The 17,742-nt window shown below is 63.5% G+C and carries 19 protein-coding genes; 4 read left to right on the top strand and 15 right to left on the bottom strand.

Annotated features, from left to right (window positions below):
* Positions 1–224: 224 nt before the first annotated feature.
* The 9 genes from ACFHWW_RS29540 to ACFHWW_RS29500 all read right to left on the bottom strand — a co-directional run bounded on the left by ACFHWW_RS29540 (position 225) and on the right by ACFHWW_RS29500 (position 8,806).
* Positions 225–779 (bottom strand): RES family NAD+ phosphorylase, encoded by a 555-nt coding sequence (locus ACFHWW_RS29540; RefSeq protein ID WP_338284259.1) that lies wholly within the window; start codon positions 777–779, stop codon positions 225–227.
* 6 nt (positions 780–785) lie between these two features.
* On the bottom strand, positions 786–1,157 hold the full coding sequence (locus ACFHWW_RS29535; protein ID WP_018097157.1) for an antitoxin Xre/MbcA/ParS toxin-binding domain-containing protein: 372 nt from the start codon (positions 1,155–1,157) through the stop codon (positions 786–788).
* Between the two features lie 76 nt (positions 1,158–1,233).
* Entirely contained in the window at positions 1,234–2,019 is a 786-nt protein-coding gene (locus ACFHWW_RS29530; protein ID WP_379942744.1) for a crotonase/enoyl-CoA hydratase family protein, read from the bottom strand.
* Positions 2,016–2,885: a hydroxymethylglutaryl-CoA lyase gene (locus tag ACFHWW_RS29525; RefSeq protein ID WP_338284257.1), complete on the bottom strand. Its 870-nt coding sequence runs from the start codon at positions 2,883–2,885 to the stop codon at positions 2,016–2,018. The genes ACFHWW_RS29530 and ACFHWW_RS29525 overlap by 4 nt, the downstream gene beginning before the upstream one ends.
* Complete coding sequence (locus tag ACFHWW_RS29520; protein ID WP_338284256.1) at positions 2,882–4,870, bottom strand: acetyl/propionyl/methylcrotonyl-CoA carboxylase subunit alpha; 1,989 nt, start codon at positions 4,868–4,870, stop codon at positions 2,882–2,884. The genes ACFHWW_RS29525 and ACFHWW_RS29520 overlap by 4 nt, the downstream gene beginning before the upstream one ends.
* A 17-nt stretch (positions 4,871–4,887) precedes the next feature.
* Complete coding sequence (locus ACFHWW_RS29515) at positions 4,888–5,271, bottom strand: RidA family protein (protein WP_379942741.1); 384 nt, start codon at positions 5,269–5,271, stop codon at positions 4,888–4,890.
* Positions 5,272–5,285: 14 nt separating this feature from the next.
* Positions 5,286–6,893 carry a carboxyl transferase domain-containing protein gene (locus tag ACFHWW_RS29510; RefSeq protein ID WP_338284255.1) on the bottom strand — a complete coding sequence of 536 codons (1,608 nt, stop codon included), beginning with the start codon at positions 6,891–6,893 and terminating at the stop codon, positions 5,286–5,288.
* Between the two features lie 27 nt (positions 6,894–6,920).
* Positions 6,921–8,084, bottom strand: coding sequence for an isovaleryl-CoA dehydrogenase (locus tag ACFHWW_RS29505; protein ID WP_275598962.1), 1,164 nt, complete (start codon positions 8,082–8,084; stop codon positions 6,921–6,923).
* Positions 8,085–8,269: 185 nt separating this feature from the next.
* Entirely contained in the window at positions 8,270–8,806 is a 537-nt protein-coding gene (locus ACFHWW_RS29500) for a gluconokinase (protein ID WP_338284254.1), read from the bottom strand.
* A 251-nt stretch (positions 8,807–9,057) separates the two neighbouring features.
* Between ACFHWW_RS29500 and ACFHWW_RS29495 the strand changes: the two genes are divergently transcribed.
* The 4 genes from ACFHWW_RS29495 (at position 9,058) to ACFHWW_RS29480 (ending at position 12,379) form a co-directional block, all read left to right on the top strand.
* Positions 9,058–9,516 carry a helix-turn-helix transcriptional regulator gene (locus tag ACFHWW_RS29495; RefSeq protein ID WP_324763850.1) on the top strand — a complete coding sequence of 153 codons (459 nt, stop codon included), beginning with the start codon at positions 9,058–9,060 and terminating at the stop codon, positions 9,514–9,516.
* Positions 9,517–9,599: 83 nt separating this feature from the next.
* Positions 9,600–10,331: a TfuA-like protein gene (locus tag ACFHWW_RS29490; protein WP_338284253.1), complete on the top strand. Its 732-nt coding sequence runs from the start codon at positions 9,600–9,602 to the stop codon at positions 10,329–10,331.
* 112 nt (positions 10,332–10,443) lie between these two features.
* Positions 10,444–11,034 (top strand): ANTAR domain-containing response regulator, encoded by a 591-nt coding sequence (locus tag ACFHWW_RS29485; RefSeq protein ID WP_338284252.1) that lies wholly within the window; start codon positions 10,444–10,446, stop codon positions 11,032–11,034.
* Between the two features lie 40 nt (positions 11,035–11,074).
* Positions 11,075–12,379 (top strand): CmpA/NrtA family ABC transporter substrate-binding protein, encoded by a 1,305-nt coding sequence (locus ACFHWW_RS29480; RefSeq protein ID WP_338284251.1) that lies wholly within the window; start codon positions 11,075–11,077, stop codon positions 12,377–12,379.
* A 487-nt stretch (positions 12,380–12,866) separates the two neighbouring features.
* Here the strand turns inward: ACFHWW_RS29480 and ACFHWW_RS29475 are convergent, their stop codons facing one another.
* The 6 genes from ACFHWW_RS29475 to ACFHWW_RS29450 all read right to left on the bottom strand — a co-directional run bounded on the left by ACFHWW_RS29475 (position 12,867) and on the right by ACFHWW_RS29450 (position 17,735).
* Positions 12,867–14,144: an L-fuconate dehydratase gene (locus tag ACFHWW_RS29475; protein WP_379942737.1), complete on the bottom strand. Its 1,278-nt coding sequence runs from the start codon at positions 14,142–14,144 to the stop codon at positions 12,867–12,869.
* 123 nt (positions 14,145–14,267) lie between these two features.
* On the bottom strand, positions 14,268–15,113 hold the full coding sequence (locus ACFHWW_RS29470; RefSeq protein ID WP_018097170.1) for a fumarylacetoacetate hydrolase family protein: 846 nt from the start codon (positions 15,111–15,113) through the stop codon (positions 14,268–14,270).
* Positions 15,114–15,136: 23 nt separating this feature from the next.
* Complete coding sequence (locus ACFHWW_RS29465; protein ID WP_338284249.1) at positions 15,137–15,871, bottom strand: SDR family oxidoreductase; 735 nt, start codon at positions 15,869–15,871, stop codon at positions 15,137–15,139.
* Positions 15,868–16,329, bottom strand: a complete 462-nt coding sequence (locus ACFHWW_RS29460) for a MaoC/PaaZ C-terminal domain-containing protein (RefSeq protein ID WP_102762312.1) — start codon at positions 16,327–16,329, stop codon at positions 15,868–15,870. Before ACFHWW_RS29460 ends, ACFHWW_RS29465 begins: the two co-directional genes overlap by 4 nt.
* A gap of 1 nt (position 16,330) precedes the next feature.
* Positions 16,331–17,413 (bottom strand): Gfo/Idh/MocA family oxidoreductase, encoded by a 1,083-nt coding sequence (locus ACFHWW_RS29455; protein ID WP_338284248.1) that lies wholly within the window; start codon positions 17,411–17,413, stop codon positions 16,331–16,333.
* Positions 17,406–17,735, bottom strand: a complete 330-nt coding sequence (locus ACFHWW_RS29450; RefSeq protein WP_018097173.1) for an L-rhamnose mutarotase — start codon at positions 17,733–17,735, stop codon at positions 17,406–17,408. Before ACFHWW_RS29450 ends, ACFHWW_RS29455 begins: the two co-directional genes overlap by 8 nt.
* Positions 17,736–17,742: the final 7 nt, after the last annotated feature.

Below are 17,742 nucleotides of genomic sequence, written 5' to 3'. Positions count from 1 at the left end.
CTCCACGGACGGTCTCCCTCGATTGATATCTTAACGACTCACTCTGGCACATTGCGATGCCGTTGGGAGCCGTCCACCCCAACAGTGCTCGTCACAGGGATCCAGCAGCGCCGCGTCTGCGGCGCGGGAAGCGTTCTTTCAGCCCACGGACTTGGTCTGGCTGGATTCCTGTGACAAGCACAGGAATGAGGAAATCAAACAAGCGGCGGCGGTCGCACGAATCTTCAAACCCATGAGGCGGGCGATTTCGGCAGCCGACCATCGGGGTCGATGACGCCGAGACGCGGTTCTTGCGGACCGTTCCAACGCCAGAGCGCAACACAGGTGCCGCCGGGCGACATGAAGGATGGATAGATCACCCCATGGAAGTCGCGCGCCAGAAGCTCCGACTGGAGCCTGTGGGTCTCCGGCACCGCGCCCTTGTCGAGCGCATCACGCCATTCGCAGCGATGGATCGCCTCATCCACACCAAGCTCCACAAGAAGGCTGACATCCGTGAGGTCCGCGAGTCTCGCCCCCAGCAACTCGAGCTGCACGATCAGCGCCGGATGCTGGACGAAACCCTGATTGTATTCGGCCCAGGCGGTGGAAAGCTCGCGCGCGCCATAGATCGCAGGCACGCCGATCGGGTTCCAGCGGCCACCGAAGCGAGCAGCACCCGCGCCGGATAGCGGCATATGTGCCCAGCGTGGAACGAAGGCCCGCCAGAGCGTTATGGGCTCGACCGACTGCGGCAGTTCCGGCTCGGGCCGCGATGCGGGCGGAATGTGCTTCCTCATCCCGTCTTAAGCGTAGACGCCGGCGCGTACCGATTCGAGATAGGCGAGCACCTTGTCGGCCTTGCCTTCACCGACCAGGTCGAACGCCGTCTTGCCGGCCCAGCCGGGAATAGGCTGGTGCTTGAACCAGATGACGGCGCGGGCCTCGTCGCCCGCCATTTCGGAAGCCATGGCCAGGATGCGGACGACCTTGCTCAAGGCGCTGTCGACCTTCCGGGCGCCGGATTTCGCCGTCAGCGTATTGCGGGCGACACCGATCAGCTTTGCGAGTTCGGCGAGCGTGACGCCCAATCGGTCGGCGACCAGGCGGGCCGAGAGAAACGGGGAATGATCGTCCCCGAAACGGGCTGCAGGGATCTGGAAATCGAGGGCAATCATGAGAAATCGATCCTGTTTTGATCGGGTCCCTATAAAAATAGGATCGATTTCCCCTCGATTCAAGCTCAATCTCGGCTCATAGCCGCCAGGAGGGATTGCGCCGTTCAAAGAAGGCCGACACGCCCTCCCGTGCTTCGTCCGTTTCCCAGGTATCGGCAAGGTGCTCTATCGTCGCGGCGATGACGGCGTCGGTGATGGGAAGGCCCAGCGACCGCGCAAGCCGCTTCGCCCGCCCGGCGGCGCCCGGAGCCGCGACGAGATAGGCCGTCACCGCGGCTTCGACGGCTCCGTCCAGCATGGTGCCGTCGACGACCGTCGTCACGAAACCGGCGACCTTCGCCTCCTCCGCACCGAAGATCCGCGCCGACATGAACAGCGGCCGCGCCCGCGCCTCGCCTGTCCGGGCAACGACATAGGGGCTGATCGTCGCCGGGATCAGCCCGAGGCGCGTCTCGGTCAGGCCGAATTTGGCGCCGGAAGCGGCGATCACCGTGTCGCAGACGCTGATCAGCCCGACGCCGCCGCCAAAGGCGTTCCCATGCACGCGCGCAATCAGCGGCTTCGGCAGATCGTTCAGCGCCTTCAACATCATCGCAAGCCGCGTCGCCTCGGCGATCCGCGTCGGCCGGTCGGCGGAAAACTGCTGACGCATCCATTCGAGATCGCCGCCGGCACAGAAACTCTTGCCTTTGGCGTCGAGAATGACTGCCCTGATCGATGTGTCGGTTGCGAGCCGGTCTGCGATGGCCGTCAATTCGCCGATCATGGTTGCAGAAAGCGCATTGTGCTTTGCTGAGCGGGCAAGCGTCACCCGGGCGACGCCGCGCTGGTCGATGGCACAGCGGATCGTATCGAAGGTCATGCTGCGCTCCTCAGCGATAGTGCAAAAGCAGCGGCGCGCTCAAGTTTGTCCGAGTCGAGGCCGGTGGCAAAACCCCGCGCATCGAGAAAGGCGTTCACCGCAAGCGTATCGACATTGCCGGCCGCTCCCGGCGCATAGGGACAGCCGCCGAGCCCGCCGGCCGAAGCGTCGAAAACCCGGATACCGCGCTCCAGTGCTACCGCGATATTCTCCAGTGCCCGGCCGCGCGTGTCGTGGAAATGCCCGGCGAGTTTCTTGGCATCGATCTCGCAGAGCGCCGCTGTCAGCATGGCATCGATCGCTTCCGGCGTGCCGCGCCCGATCGTGTCGCCGAGACTGATCTCGTAGCAGCCGAGGTCGGCAAGCAGCCCCGCGACGCGGGCGGTCTGCGCCGGCGCGATCGCGCCCTCATAGGGACATTCGACGACACAGCTCACATAGCCGCGCAGGGGAATGCCTTGGCGCCGGCTTGCTTCGGCGACCGGCCGAAAACGCTCAATGCTTTCGGCAATCGAGCAGTTGATGTTCTTCTCGGAGAAGCCTTCCGACGCCGAGGCAAAGATCGCGACCTCGTCGGCGCCAGCCGCAAGCGCCGCCTCGAAGCCGCGCATATTGGGCGTCAGTGCCGCGTAACGCGTGCCCGGACGCCGGACGATGTCAGCCATGACAGCCGGCGCATCGGCCAATTGCGGTACCCAGCGCGGACTGACGAAGCTCGTTACTTCGATGCGCTCGTAACCGCAGTCGGACAGCAGATCGACGAGCCTGACCTTGTCCTCGGTGGCGACGAGCCGCGACTCGTTTTGAAGACCGTCGCGCGGCGCCACCTCGACAATCGTGACGCGCTCCTTTGCCGGCGACGTCATTGCGCAGCCTCCTCCATCAGCGTCACGAGCACCGTGCCCTCGCTGACCTGAGCGCCTTCCGCCACATGCACATTGGCGATCGTGCCCTCGCGTGAGGCCGAGAGCGTCAGTTCCATCTTCATCGCCTCCATCACGACGAGTGCCTGTCCCTTTGTCACCGCGTCGCCGGCGCCGACCCGCACCAGCTTCACGAGGCCCGGCATCGGCGCGACCAGCTCGTCGTCGGCGATCTCGCTGCTCTGCCCGCCGGTCAATCCGTCCGGCAGTTGGAACACCAGGTTGCGCCCGCCATGGAAGAGCGTCAACGCCTCGCGATCCCGCGAGAAACGGATCAGGCGCTTCTGTCCGGCCACCTCGAGCCGGGCACCACCCTCGAAGCGGTCGAGCACGAGGACGGGCAGCGTGCTCGCGCCGGCACGCACGGCGAACTGGTCGCGGCCGCGCGAAGCCAAGGTCACGGTTACGCGGTCGTCCGCATGCTCGATCACCACCATGCGGTGCGCGTCGCCCCAGATTTGCCAGGAGCCGAGCGACGACCATGGATCGCTCGACTTGTTCGGATCGAGCGCGCCGGTCGATATGATCGCCGCCAGCGCCAGCGCCTCGTCGCCGGGTGCGACCGGCGCGGTCAGGCGCTCGATCTCGCGGTCGATCAGCCCCGTATCCGGATGGCCGGAGCGGAAATCGTGCTCTTCCGTCAGGCGGATGAGAAAATCGCGGTTGGTAACGGTGCCGCCGATGCGGCATTCCTTGAGAGCGTCCTGCAACCGACCGAGCGCCGCCGAACGGTTCTGGCCATGCACGATCACCTTGGCAATCAGCGGATCGTAATAGGGCCTGATCGTATCCCCCTGCCGGACGCCGGAATCGATCCGCGCAGCATCCTCGGGAAAGCTCAATTGCGTCAGCCGGCCGGTCGCCGGCAGGAAGCCCCGGGCCGGATCCTCCGCATAGAGGCGCGCCTCGAAGGCCCAGCCGTTCATGGAAATATCGGCCTGTTTCTTCGGCAGCGGCTCGCCGCTGGCGACCCGCAACTGCCATTCCACGAGATCGATGCCGGTGATCGCTTCCGTGACCGGATGCTCCACCTGCAGCCGCGTGTTCATCTCCATGAAATAGAAGTGATCCGGCCAGAGACCGTTGGTCACATCGGCGATGAATTCCACCGTGCCGGCGCCGACATAGCTGATCGCCTGGGCGGCTCTGACCGCTGCATCGCCCATCGCACGGCGGACCTCAGCAGTCATGCCGGGCGCCGGCGCCTCCTCGATCACCTTCTGATGTCGCCGTTGCAGCGAGCAGTCGCGCTCGAAGAGGTGAACGATATTGCCGTGCCGGTCGCCGAAGACCTGCATCTCGATGTGACGCGGCTTCGTCAGATAGCGCTCTATAAGCACCGAACCGTCGCCGAAGGCGGATTCGGCCTCCCGTCGTGCGGTCTCCAGCGCCGGGCCGAAATCCTCCTGCCGCTCGACCCGGCGCATGCCTCTGCCGCCGCCGCCCGCCCGCGCCTTGATCAGCACCGGATATCCGATCTCCCGTGCCCTCTCGGCAAGAAAGGATGCATCCTGCTCATCGCCGTGGTAGCCGGGCACGACCGGTACTCCGGATCGTTCCATGAGCGCCTTGGCCGCGTCCTTGAGACCCATGGCGCGGATCGCGGCCGGCGGCGGCCCGACGAATATCATGCCTGCTTCTTCGACAGCCTCGGCGAAATCGGCGTTCTCCGAGAGAAAACCATAGCCCGGATGAATGGCTTGTGCGCCGACGCTTCCTGCCGCTTGAACGATGGGCGCAATCGCCAGATAGCTTTCGGCGGCGGGCGCTCCCCCGATCCGGATCGCCTCGTCGGCGAGTGCCACATGCAGCGCGTCTCCGTCTGCGTCGGAATAGACGGCGACGGTGCGAATGCCGAGCCGTCGCGCGGTGCGGATGATGCGGCAGGCGATCTCACCGCGATTGGCAATCAGGAGCTTCGAAAACATGCGCCTCTTTTCCGGTGCTATTGCGCCGCTACCACTTCGACTTCCATGAGCCAGGCCGAATCGAAAATGCCGGTGATCACCACCGTCATCGCCGGCGCCAGCGAGCCGAAATAGTCGTTGCGGATTTCACGGTTTGCCACGACATGCTGCCTGTCGGCGAGATAGGTCGTGACCTTGACGATGTCGGTCTTGGACATGCCGGCCGCCTTGAGCTGCGCATCGACGTTCAGCCAGACCTGGCGCGCCTGCGCTTCGAAACCTTCCGGCACGACGTCGTCCGACGTCACCGGAATTTGGCCGCTGACGAAAAGCATCCGCCGGAAATCCTCGACGCTGACAGCCTGCGAATAACCGCCGCGCGGCTGCGGTGCATTCAGGGCATTGATGTTGTCGCGTTTCATCTCGGGACCTCTCGTCACATTCTGAACAGTCCGAAGCGCGTCTCCTCGATCGGCGCGTTCAAAGCCGCCGACAGAGACAGCGCCAGCACGTCGCGGCTCTTGCGCGGATCGATCACGCCGTCATCCCAAAGCCTTGCCGATGCATAGAGCGGATGGCTCTGCCGTTCGAACAGATCGAGCACCGGCTGGCGAAAGCGTGCCTCCTCCTCTTCGCTCCACGGTTTCCCTGACCGCCTCAAGGCTTCGCCGCGCACCGAGGAGAGGACGCCTGCCGCCTGTTCGCCGCCCATGACCGAAATGCGGCTGTTCGGCCACGTCCAGAGAAACCGCGGCGAGAAGGCGCGCCCGCACATCCCGTAATTGCCCGCCCCGAACGAGCCGCCGACCAGCATGGTGATCTTCGGCACTTTCACGGTGGCCACTGCGGTCACCAGCTTGGCGCCGTGCTTGGCAATTCCCTCCGTCTCGTATTTGCGGCCGACCATGAAGCCGGTGATGTTCTGCAGAAAGACCAGCGGAATCCTGCGCTGGGCGCAGAGCTCCACGAAATGGGCGCCCTTGAGGGCCGATTCCGAGAAGAGCACGCCATTATTGGCGACGATGCCGACGGGAATTCCGTGGACATGGGCGAAACCGCAAACGAGCGTGGTGCCGAAGCGCGCCTTGAACTCGTCGAAACGGGAACCATCGACAAGCCGGGCGACCACCTCGCGGATTTCGTAGGGCGTCTTGAGGTCGGCGGGGACGATGCCGGCGATCTCCTCCGGATCGTAGAGTGGCGGCTCCGGCTCGATGCGCTCGACCGGCCACGGCTTCTCACGGTTCAAGGCCGAAACGGCCCGGCGCGCCAAGGCCAGCGCATGCGCATCGTCGCGCGCAAGGTGATCGGCAACGCCCGAAAGACGCGTGTGGACGTCGGCGCCGCCAAGGTCTTCGGCCGAGACTACCTCGCCGGTCGCCGCGCGAACGAGCGGCGGCCCTGCGAGAAAGATGGTGCCCTGCTTTTCGACGATGATCGCTTCGTCGGACATGGCAGGCACATAGGCGCCGCCCGCCGTGCAGGATCCCATGACCACCGCGATCTGAGGGATGCCGGCCGCCGACATGTTGGCCTGGTTGTAGAAGATGCGGCCGAAATGGTCCCGGTCCGGAAAGACCTCGTCCTGGTTCGGCAGGTTCGCGCCGCCGGAGTCGACAAGATAGACGCAGGGCAGCCGGTTCTCCGCCGCGATCTCCTGCGCGCGCAAATGCTTCTTGACCGTCAGGGGATAGTAGGTGCCGCCTTTGACCGTCGGATCGTTGCAGACGATCATGCACTCGCGGCCGGAGATCCGGCCGATGCCGGTGATCAGGCCCGCGCCCGGCGCATCGTCGTTGTACATTCCATGTGCGGCGGTCGCTCCTACCTCCAGAAAAGGCGTGCCCGGATCGATGAGAGTAGCGAGCCGATCCCGCGGCAGGAGCTTGCCGCGGCTGACGTGGCGCTCGCGCGCCGTCTCGCCGCCACCGGCTGCGGCCAGGCGCACCGCGTCCTCGACCGTCGCGATGGCCTCCGTCATGGCCGCGCGGTTCGCCTTGAACTCCTCCGAGGACGGCGAAATATGCGAACGCAATACTGTCATGCTCCCCCCAAGCGTTACCTATTCGGCCTATTTCGTTTCGGCGAAGAGCTCCCGTCCGATCAGCATGCGACGGATCTCGCTCGTGCCCGCACCGATCTCGTACAGCTTCGCGTCGCGCAGCAGCCGGCCTGCCGGATAATCGTTGGTGTAGCCATTGCCGCCCAGCGCCTGTATCGCCTCCAGCGCCATGGCCGTCGCCTTTTCCGCCGCGTAGAGAATACAGCCGGCCGCGTCCTTGCGCGCAGTCTCACCACGGTCGCAAGCGGCCGCTACGGCATAGACATAGGCCCGCGCGGCATTCATCGTCACATACATGTCGGCAAGCTTTCCCTGCATCAACTGGAACTCGCCGATCGGTTGCCCGAACTGCTTGCGCTCATGGAGATAGGGGACGACGACATCGAGGCAAGCGGCCATGATCCCGAGCGGTCCGGCAGAAAGCACGACCCGCTCGTAATCGAGGCCGGACATCAGCACCTTGACGCCCTCGCCCACGCCGCCGAGCACGTTTTCCTCCGGCACCTCGCAATCCGTGAAGATGAGTTCCGACGTGTTCGATCCGCGCATGCCGAGCTTGTCGAGCTTCTGGCCGGCCGAAAAGCCGGGGAATGCCTTTTCCACCAGGAAAGCGGTGATGCCGCGCGGTCCGGCTGCCGGATCGGTCTTGGCGTAGACGACCAGGACATCGGCGTCCGGGCCGTTGGTGATCCACATTTTGCTGCCGTTCAGGACGTAACGGTCGCCGCGCTTGTCGGCCCTGAGTTTCATCGAAACGACATCGGAGCCGGCACCGGGCTCGGACATGGCAAGCGCCCCGACATGCTCGCCGGAAATGAGCTTCGGCAGATATCTGCTCTTCTGTGCCGGTTTGCCGTTGCGGTTGATCTGATTGACGCAGAGATTGGAGTGGGCGCCGTAGCTCAGGCCCACCGAAGCGGATGCGCGGCTGATCTCTTCCATCGCCACGCAATGGGCGAGATAGCCGAGTCCCGCGCCCCCATGAGCCTCGTCGGCGGTAACGCCGAGCAGGCCGATCTCCCCCATCTCCCGCCAGAGCGACATCGGAAAGGCGTTTTTGCGATCCACATCGTCCGCAAGCGGCGCGATTCGCTCCGCTGCGAAGCGGCGCACGCTCTCGCGCAGCGCATCGATCTCCTCGCCAAGCGCGAAGTTCAATCCAGCTTCAAACATTTCCATCTCCTCCCGACGCCCGCTCCACGATCTCCCCATCGCCGAGCAGAAGTGAGCCGCTACGGTGTGTCGCCGCACATCCACCGTCGCGAACGATAACATCGCCGCCGGCTAATTTCCTTCCAAAGAGCCGGCGTGCCAAGCACGATCTGCAAAGACCGCGGCGGGCATTGCGAAATGCAACCTTAAAGACGGGCGAGGCCTGCAAGCGCCTCGCGGACGATCTCCGCCAGCGGTTGGGCGACGTCTACGGCGACCGTCCTCACCTCCCCTCTCGGATCCTCAAGCGTCGCAAGCTGCGTCTGCAGCAAAGAGGACGGCATGAAATGCCCTGTGCGGTGGTGCATCCGCTCCGCAAGCACGGACTCGCTGCCGTGGAGAAAGACGAAGGCCAGGCCGCCGGGTGTGCTTTCGCGAAGCTTGTCCCTGTAGCTGCGCTTGAGGGCGGAGCAGGAAACGACAACGGGCTCCCGGCTCGCCAGTTGCTCTCCGATCGCAGCGAGCCACGGCCAGCGGTCGTCGTCGGTGAGCGGAATCCCCTCGGACATTTTCCTGATGTTTTCCGGAGGATGGAGCGCGTCGCCTTCGATGAAGGGATATCCGCAAGCTTCCGAGATCGCCTCCCCCACCGACGATTTGCCGCTGCCGGAGACGCCCATGACGACGATCGAGCCGGCAAAGCGCCGTGGCGGGGTTGCTTCTGATTTGGACTCAACACTCATTGTCGCAGGCTTCCACTCCTTACTGATGTTCCCTTAAATCCTATCCGATTCGACGACAACGTTCCGGTACATGAATGCTGCGACTTGCCCCCTGGTGCGGCAAGTTCTCTGCCGACCGGCGTTTCGAACCCGACAATCATTGGAAACTTGCGTTTTGCCACAGAAAGCGACGCGTGCTGATTGCATCGCGGCGTTCATTCAAGCAAACTTATATGCCGTAAGCTGAATCGAACTCGCGAGGAGACTACCAGATGAACAAAAAGGATCCTAACCCGATCGATGCCTTTGTCGGCTCGCGTGTTCGCATGCGCAGACTGATGATAGGTCTGAGCCAGGAAAAGCTCGCCGACGGGCTCGGCATCACCTTTCAGCAAGTCCAGAAGTACGAAAAAGGCACCAACCGCATCGGCGCCAGCCGGTTGCAGGCGATCGCCGACATACTCGGTGTTCATCCGAGCTTTTTCTTCCAGCAGGACGAGGGCAGCGCCCAATCGGGCAAGCCCGCTGCAGATGTTCACGAATCCCAGGAGATTTCATCCTTCGTCGCCTCGAAGGAGGGTATCGCACTCAACCGGGCCTTCCTGAAGATCACCGACCCGGTGCTTCGCAAGAAGATCATCTCTCTCGTCGCGGCGATGGCGCAGACGCCCGAGTCGGATCAGACCCACGCCCAATCCGGAACCCGCCCCGCGGAATCACTTCATGGCTGAAGATCGCCATGAACATGGCTGTCCATGAAGACGATTGACGGCGGACAGGCTGCCTCCGCCGTTTTCAAATCCACTGAGGCGGAATGAAAGTCGTATTCGTTGGCCCGACCGTTCCCGACGCTGTACGGTTGGCCGGCGATGCGCTCACGATCCGCCCGCCTGCCAGGCAGGGCGATGTTCTCCGGGCGGTGCACGACGGCGCTGCGGCCATCGGCCTGATCGACGGCAACTTCGAACATGTCGCGCCCGTTTGGCACAAGGAAATTCTCTTCGCCCTTTCCGAGGGCGTGGCCGTCTTCGGCGCAGCGAGCATGGGTGCTCTGCGCGCGGCCGAATGCGGCGATTTCGGAATGGCGGGCATCGGCGAGATCTTTCGCCAATATGCAAGCGGCGAGGCCGAAGACGATTCCGACGTAGCACTGCTCCACGCTCCCGAGGAACTCGGCTACGCGCCGTTGACCATTCCCCTCGTCAATGTCAGGGCCACCCTCCGCCGGCTCCTGGAATTGCGATCGTTGTCCGTCGAAGATGCCGCTGATGTCGAGGAAGCCGCCTCCTCCTTGTTCTACAAGGAACGGAGCTGGGGTGCGATCGCTGCGCACGCCCGGCTGATAACGAGCGGCGATGCACTGATCGGGAAGCTGCGGGCGGGCTATGTGGATCAGAAGCGGGCCGACGGCCTCGAGCTTCTGGAAACGCTGCGCAGCCAGACAGGCGAACGACAGCACGCGAAATGCCAATGGACGTTCCATGCGACCAGCCTCTGGGCGAGAGCGCTTGACCCTTTGCCGACTTCCACAAATGAACCTGCCTGAATTTACGCCAGACCGGTGGGTCATCGGCCTATTATTTAAGCATTACAGTATATCGCAAAATATTTAGGCATACATATATTGCGGAAATTGCTGCATCGCATCATGATACGGCATGACCCATCGCGACCTCACCATTCTTGTGATTGACGAGAACGCCATCCGCGCCTCGATCATCGAGGAAGGATTGCGCGAAGCAGGACACGGCAAGGTCACCGTGATCGACGAGGTTCACGGCGTCGCCCGGGTCATCGAGACGCTCCGCCCGGACGTGATCGTCATAGACATCGAAAACCCCAACCGGGACATGATGGAACATCTTTTCCAGCTGACCCGCACGGTCGGCCGCCCGATCGCGATGTTCGTGGACCGCTCCGACACGGCCTCTATCGAGGCGGCCGTCGAGGCAGGCGTCTCGGCCTATATCGTCGACGGATTGAAGAAGGAGCGCGTCAAGCCGATCCTCGACATGGCCGTCAGCCGCTTCAAGGCCTTCAGCCGGCTTCAGCGTGAACTGGCGGAGGCCAAATCCGCACTCGAAGAGCGCAAGCTCGTCGAGCGCGCCAAAGGTATTCTCATGAAAATGCGCAGTCTTTCCGAAGAGGAAGCCTTCGCGCTGCTGCGTCAGACGGCGATGAACGAGAAAAAAAAGATTTCGGAGATCGCGCAAAGCGTCGTGACCGCCGCCGGATTGCTGATCCGGTGACCGGCCGCTCTTCTGCTGCGGCACCTCGGGAGACACCGGAGTGAACATATTGACGAACAAAAGTGAATTCACCGGCAAGAAGCTCGCCGCAGGCGGTGCCATGCCGGCGCCAGGTCGCATCCGCCACGAGGGATCGCGCACCGTCCGCGCAGGATTCATCCCCCTCGTGGACGCGGCCGTGCTCATCGCCGCCGCCGAATTCGGCTTTGCGCAGCGCGAAGGCATCACCCTCGAACTCGTCAAGGACGTCTCCTGGGCGAATGTACGTGACAGGCTTGCCTTTCGACAGTTCGACGTGGCCCACATGCTTTCACCCATGCCGGTTGCCGCCATGCTCGGCCTCGGCTCCAATCCGACGCCGACGATTGCGCCCTTTTCCCTGGGGCGCGGCGGCAATGCAATCACGCTGTCGACGCGGCTCTACGGGCTCATGCAGGAGGCAGGAGGGCTCGGCGCAGGCGAGGATGCATTGAAGAATGCCAAGGCCCTGGCGGCGGTCATCCGCAGCGCGGAGGCAGCCGGCAAGCCGCCGCTGACGCTCGGCGTCACCTACCCCTTCTCGTCCCATAATTACGAGTTACGCTACTGGCTCGCGGCCGGCGGCATCGATCCCGACCGCGACGTCAAGCTGGTCGTGGTGCCGCCGCCAATGACCTCCGACGCGCTGGCCGCGGGCGCGATCGACGGCTTTTGCGTCGGTGCGCCCTGGAACATGGTCGCATCCGAACGCGGCGTCGGCCGCATCGTCGCGACCAAGCAGGACATATGGCCCTCCGCACCGGAAAAGGTCATCGGCATGCGTCCCGAATGGGCGGAAGCCAATAGGGATACGGTCTCGCGCCTGATCGTCGCGCTCGACCGCGCCGCCCGCTGGTCGGACGAGCCGGGCAATCGCGGCCGCCTTGCGGAAGTGCTGGCAGAGGAACGTCACGTGGCAGCACCGGCCGACATCATCCGCCGGGTGCTTGCGGGCGAATTCGCAATCGACCCGGAAAGAAGCCGCCGCGTCGTCGAGAACTATCTCGTCTTCCACGCAGGCTTTGCCAACTTCCCGCGTCCCAGCCAGGCGCTCTGGACCTACAGTCAGATGGTGCGCTGGGGACAGACATCCTTGTCGAGGCAGGGAATTGGCGCGGCCATCTCCGCCTATCGTCCGGACCTCTATCGCGAGGCGCTGGGCAAGGATGCCCTGCCGCCCGACGCGGACGGCAGGCTCGAAGGAGCAACCGACGGCGATCGTTTCATGGACGGCCACGTCTTCGATCCGGGCAGGATCGACGACTATATCAGGTCCTTTACCGTCGAGGGCAAAGGGGGGGTGCAGCACCCGGCAGATGATATCTGAGCTAGACTAAGGCCTGTTGAGATGACGGCTGCTGCGCGATGGATAATGGCGGTGAAGCTCTGGTCGGCTTTGTCGGCACGCATGGCGATGCGCTTGAATTCCTTGAGTGCCGAGCGTGCGCGTCTCATAAGACGCGGGGCGCTGTAGGCGTATCAGAGGACTGCAATCTCTCCTCGCCTCATCCCTGTGCTCGTCACAGGGATGAGAGCAGCGTCGCGTCCGCGGCGCGGGAAGCGTTCTTTCAGCCCAAGGACTTGGGCTGGCTGGATTCCTGTGACGAGCACAGGAATGAGGAAATCGAACAAGCGGCCCGCGGGTGGCACACTTCGAGAATTTCTGTGGCGTCGCAGTAATTCTCGCCTCCCTTCGGTCGTGACCTCGGGCTTCTTCCGGCGTCAATCCCCGGGCGCGGTCACCATCCTCGTGCCTGGCCCCGGGCTTGGCCCGAGAATCCACATGCGAGCCTGACAAAGACGGAGCGCTCACATCAGCCGTTAAACGTGTAGTCCTCGATCGATTGCTGCTTCATCTCGATCGAGAAGCCGGGCCGCTCGGGCGGCATGTAAGCGGCGTTGCGGATCACGCACGGATCCAGGAAATGTTCGTGCAGGTGGTCGACATACTCGATCACCCGCCCGTCCTTCGTGCCGGAAACGGCAACGTAATCGATCATGGAAAGGTGCTGCACATATTCGCAGAGGCCGACGCCGCCGGCGTGCGGCCAGACGGGCAGTCCGTATTTGGCGGCGATCAGCAGCACCGCCAGCACCTCGTTCAGGCCACCCATACGGCAGGAATCGATCTGCACGATGTCGATCGCGCCTTCGGCGATGAACTGCTTGAACATGATGCGGTTCTGGCACATCTCGCCGGTCGCGACCTTGACAGGGCCGATCGCTTCGCGGATCTTGCGGTGTCCGGCGACATCGTCCGGGCTCGTCGGCTCCTCGATGAAGAAGGGCTTGGCAAAGGCGAGCTTTTGCACCCATTCGATTGCCTCGCCCACCTCCCAAACCTGGTTCGCATCGATCATCAGGTACCGGTCGGGGCCGATCACTTCGCGGGCAATCCTCAGCCGGCGGATATCGTCGTCGAGGTCACGCCCGACCTTCATCTTGATGTGGTCGAAACCTGCGTCGACCGCCTCCTGCGCAAGCCGCCGGAGCTTTTCGTCGTCATAGCCGAGCCAGCCGGCAGACGTGGTGTAGCAGGGGTAACCCTCCTTCTCGAGCCTTGCGATCCGCTCGGCCTTGCCGGGCTCGGCCCGCCGCAGGATCTCGACCGCCTCGTCGCGGGTGAGAACATCCGTCAAGTAGCGGTAATCGACGATGTTGGCGATCTCTTCCGCCGACATGTCGGCGACGAGACGCCACACCGGTTTGCCGGCGTCCTTTGCAAGGAGATCCCAGACGGCGTTGACGATGGCGCCGGTCGCAAGATGGATCGCGCCCTTTTCCGGGCCGATCCAGCGCAGCTGGCTGTCGCTCGTCAGGTGCCGCCAGAAGTGGCCGGGATGTTTTAAAATGTCGCCGATGTCCTGGCCCACCACGAGATGCCGCATGGCCTCGATCGCCATGCAGCATATGTCGTTGCCCCGCCCTATGGTGAAGGTGAGGCCGTGACCCGCCAGCCCCGGCCGATCCGTGTCGAGGATGACGTAAGCCGCCGAATAGTCCGGATCCGGGTTCATGGCGTCCGAGCCGTCGAGGCTCGCCGAGGTCGGAAAACGAAGGTCGAAGACGCGAAGGTCGGTGATGCGGGTCATGTTTGCTCCAATGGACCTACAGCGCCGCGCGCCCTTTCGGACGCGCGGAGAACACGGTGGCACTTTGATGCTGCCTGTTCGTTTCCTTCAGTCGAATAGGACCGAAGGAAACATGCGAGTAGCTCAGGTGTCGGCGCGAACGCGCTGCTTCTGGCTGCCGAGGCCCTCTATGCCGAGTTCGACGATGTCGCCGGCCTTCAGATAGCGCGGCGGCTTCATGCCCATGCCGACGCCCGGCGGCGTGCCCGTCGAGATGATATCACCGGGACGCAGCGACATGAACTGCGAGAGATAAGAGACGAGATAGGCGGCGCCGTAGACCATCGTCTTGGTCGAGCCGTCCTGCATCGTCTCGCCGTTGACCTTCAGCCACATTGCGAGATCTTGCGGGTCCGCCACCTCGTCCTTGGTGACGAGCCACGGGCCGGTCGGCCCGAAGGTGTCGCAGGACTTGCCCTTCGTCCACTGACCGTGACGTTCCGTCTGGAAAGCGCGTTCGGAGACATCGTGGACCGTGCAATAGCCGGCGACGTAGTCGAGCGCCTCGGCTTCGCTCACATATTTCGCCGTCTTTCCGATGACGATGCCGAGTTCCACTTCCCAGTCGGTCTTCTCCGAACCCCGCGGCAGGATCAGATCGTCGTTCGGCCCGACGATGGCGGAGGTCGCCTTCATGAAGATGATCGGCTCCGGCGGCACGGTCGCGCCCGTCTCGGCAGCATGATCGGAATAGTTGAGGCCGATGCAGATGAACTTGCCCGTACCTGCGACGCAGGGACCAAGCCTCGGATTGCCGGACACGGCAGGCAGCGCCGCGACATCGAGCTTCGCGAGTTCGTCAAGCTTGCCGGGATCGAGCGCGCCTGCGGCGAGATCGGGAACGTGGCCGGAAATATCGCGGATGATGCCGTCGGAACCGAGGAGACCCGGCTTTTCCTGGCCCGGTTCGCCATAACGAAGAAATTTCATGTGCTTTTTCCCTGATGAAGCGTTCAAATGGTCCAGCCGCCGTCGATGGCGTAGGCCTGGCCGGAGGTGTAGGTGGCGCCGGCGAGATAGACGGCGAGGTCGGCGATCTCTTCGGGCGTGCCGAGGCGGCCCATCGGCTGGCGGGAGATAAAGGCCGCGCGCGCCGTTTCGTAGTCTCCCTGTGCTCGCATGCGGCTTTCGAGCGACGGGCTTTCGACCGTTCCCGGGCAGATCGCATTGCAGCGAATGCCGTCGCCCACATAATCCGCCGCAACGGCTTTCGTCAGCCCGATGACGGCTGCCTTGGTCACCCCATAGGCGAAGCGGTTCGGCACGCCTTTGATGCTGGAGGCCACCGAGGCCATATTGACGATCGACCCGTCCTTGCGGGCGATCATGCCGGGCAGCACCGCGCGGATGGTGCGGATCATCGACTTGACGTTGAGGTCGAAGGCGAAATCGAGGTCCTCGTCCTTCATCGTCAGCACCGAGCCTGCATGCACGAAACCGGCGCAGTTGAAGAGCACGTCCACGGCCCCGATCTCTGCGACCAGCGCTTCGACCGCAGCGGTGTCGAGGACGTCCAGCCGGTGGGTGCTGATGCCCGCCTCGCCTTCGAGGCTGCCGACGGCGTCCGCATTGATATCGGTCGCATGGACCTTGGCACCGGCCCTGGCGAAGGCAAGTGCGGTTGCGCGTCCTATGCCCTGCGCCGCAGCTGTGACGAGGACGACCTTTCCGGCAAGGCTCGCTGTCATTGAATGGTTCCCTCAAGTTTGCGTTCGACGATCAGAATGTGATCCGCGGCAAGAACGACCTCGCCGCGCTGGTTGATGACCTCGCACCGCTCGATGACCCGGCCGGCCCTCGGGCGCTTCGGATCGTCTTCCTTGGCGGCGATGGTGACGCGGGTGCGGATCGTATCGCCGATATGGACAGGGCGGACGAATCGCAGACGGTCGTAACCGTAAGAGAAGGCGACCGGGTTGATCAAGGAGGCGGTGAGCCCGACGCCGATCGAGAAGATCATCGTGCCGTGGGCAATGCGCTGGCCGCCGGGCAGCGTTTTGGCGAACTCCGCGTCCATGTGGTGCGGGAAGAAATCACCCGTATGCCCGGCATGGACGACGAAGTCCGTTTCCGTGATCGTGCGTCCGCTCGTCAGCCGCACATGGCCCTGTTCGTAGTCCTCGTAGTAGATCGTCTGCTCGCTCATTTCACTTTTCCAATGGAAGCGCTGCGATCGGCGTTGCCGGGCGCGCGCTCGATTGATAGGCGGCCTCCACCAGGGCCATCGTCCGCCATGCGTCCTCGACCGACCCTATGAGTTCATCGTCCTCGCCGCATGCATGGCGCTGCAGATTGGCCATCCGGTTGGCGAAGGCATCGGGGAACCAGGAACCTTCAAGCGGTACCGAAATCCATTCGCTGTCTCCCGAGGGACGAATCCACAGCTCGTCCGGCTCGCCGCGTGGATAGTCGAGATTGACCCCGAGCTTGACATAGGCGGCACCCCTCGTCCCGCAGATGCGGAATTCACAGGCCTGGAACCTCCGCCCGAAATCGTGGTCGTGGTTGACGGAAAGCACGCAGCGCACGGCATCGCCGTAATCGAGGATCGCGGCGGTGCGGGTTTGAGCCACCTCGTGGTTCGGATGGCCGATGGTCTTGGCGTGAACACCCTGGGGATCGCCTAGGAGACTGCGCACGAGGTCCAGGTAGTGGATGGAATGCATCGCGATCTCGATGCGCGGCAGTCCCTTCAGGAACGGCCAGAGCCCCCAGGGCGTCGCAAGCGCCAGCCAGGCGTCGAAATCTACGACCTCGCCGAGATAGCCCCTGGCGATCGCGTCCTTGAGAGCGAGCATCATCGGCGCGAAGCGAAGCTGAAAGTTCACCGCCGCCCTGATGTTCCGCTCACGGCAGATTTCGAGAATCCCGGTCGCCGCCGCAAGATCGCTGCCCATCGGCTTCTGTATCAGCGCAAAGGAGCCCTTCGGCAGTTTCGAGAGAATCGAGGCGTGCGCGGCGGGCGGCGTCGCGAGATCGAAGATCGCGTTCTCCGCCGAAAGAGCCTCCCCTTCGCTCGTAAACGCGCTGACATCCCATTGCCGTGCGAGCGCCGCCGCCTTCTCCGCATCCGGATCGAAGATGCCGGCCACCGGGAAGCCTGCGTTTCTGTAGGCCGGAAGATGGGCGTCGCCGACGATGCTGCCCGCACCGAAGATGACGATGGGGCGTGGCGTAGCCGGCTTCGGCCACCATTGCCGCAGCGACGAGGGATCGAAGGTCTCAGTCATGGTGGAAGACTTCCTCCATCATAGCCCACCACTCGCCTTGCCTGCGGCTTTCGAGAGGCTTCTGACAGGGCATGCACACCGACCACCATTCCTGGTTTTTCGGATGTGCCGCCATTTTCGCCATGTCGGCTTCGAAGTCCTCCCCGACATATTCCCAGTAGCCGAAGAGAAGATTTTCCGGCTCCTTCAGGAAGATCGAGTAATTGGTGATGTTGCACTCGCTGATCAGCGCGAGAATCTCCGGCCAGACGGCCGCATGCAGCCGCTTGTATTCCGCCACTTTCGGCGGTTCGAGCCCGATCACCATTCCCATTCTCTGCATGACCGTT

Source organism: Sinorhizobium sp. P24N7, from assembly GCF_042436655.1.
Classification (GTDB): Bacteria; Pseudomonadota; Alphaproteobacteria; order Rhizobiales; family Rhizobiaceae; genus Sinorhizobium; species Sinorhizobium meliloti_A.
This window is presented reverse-complemented; position numbering and strand designations above follow the sequence as displayed.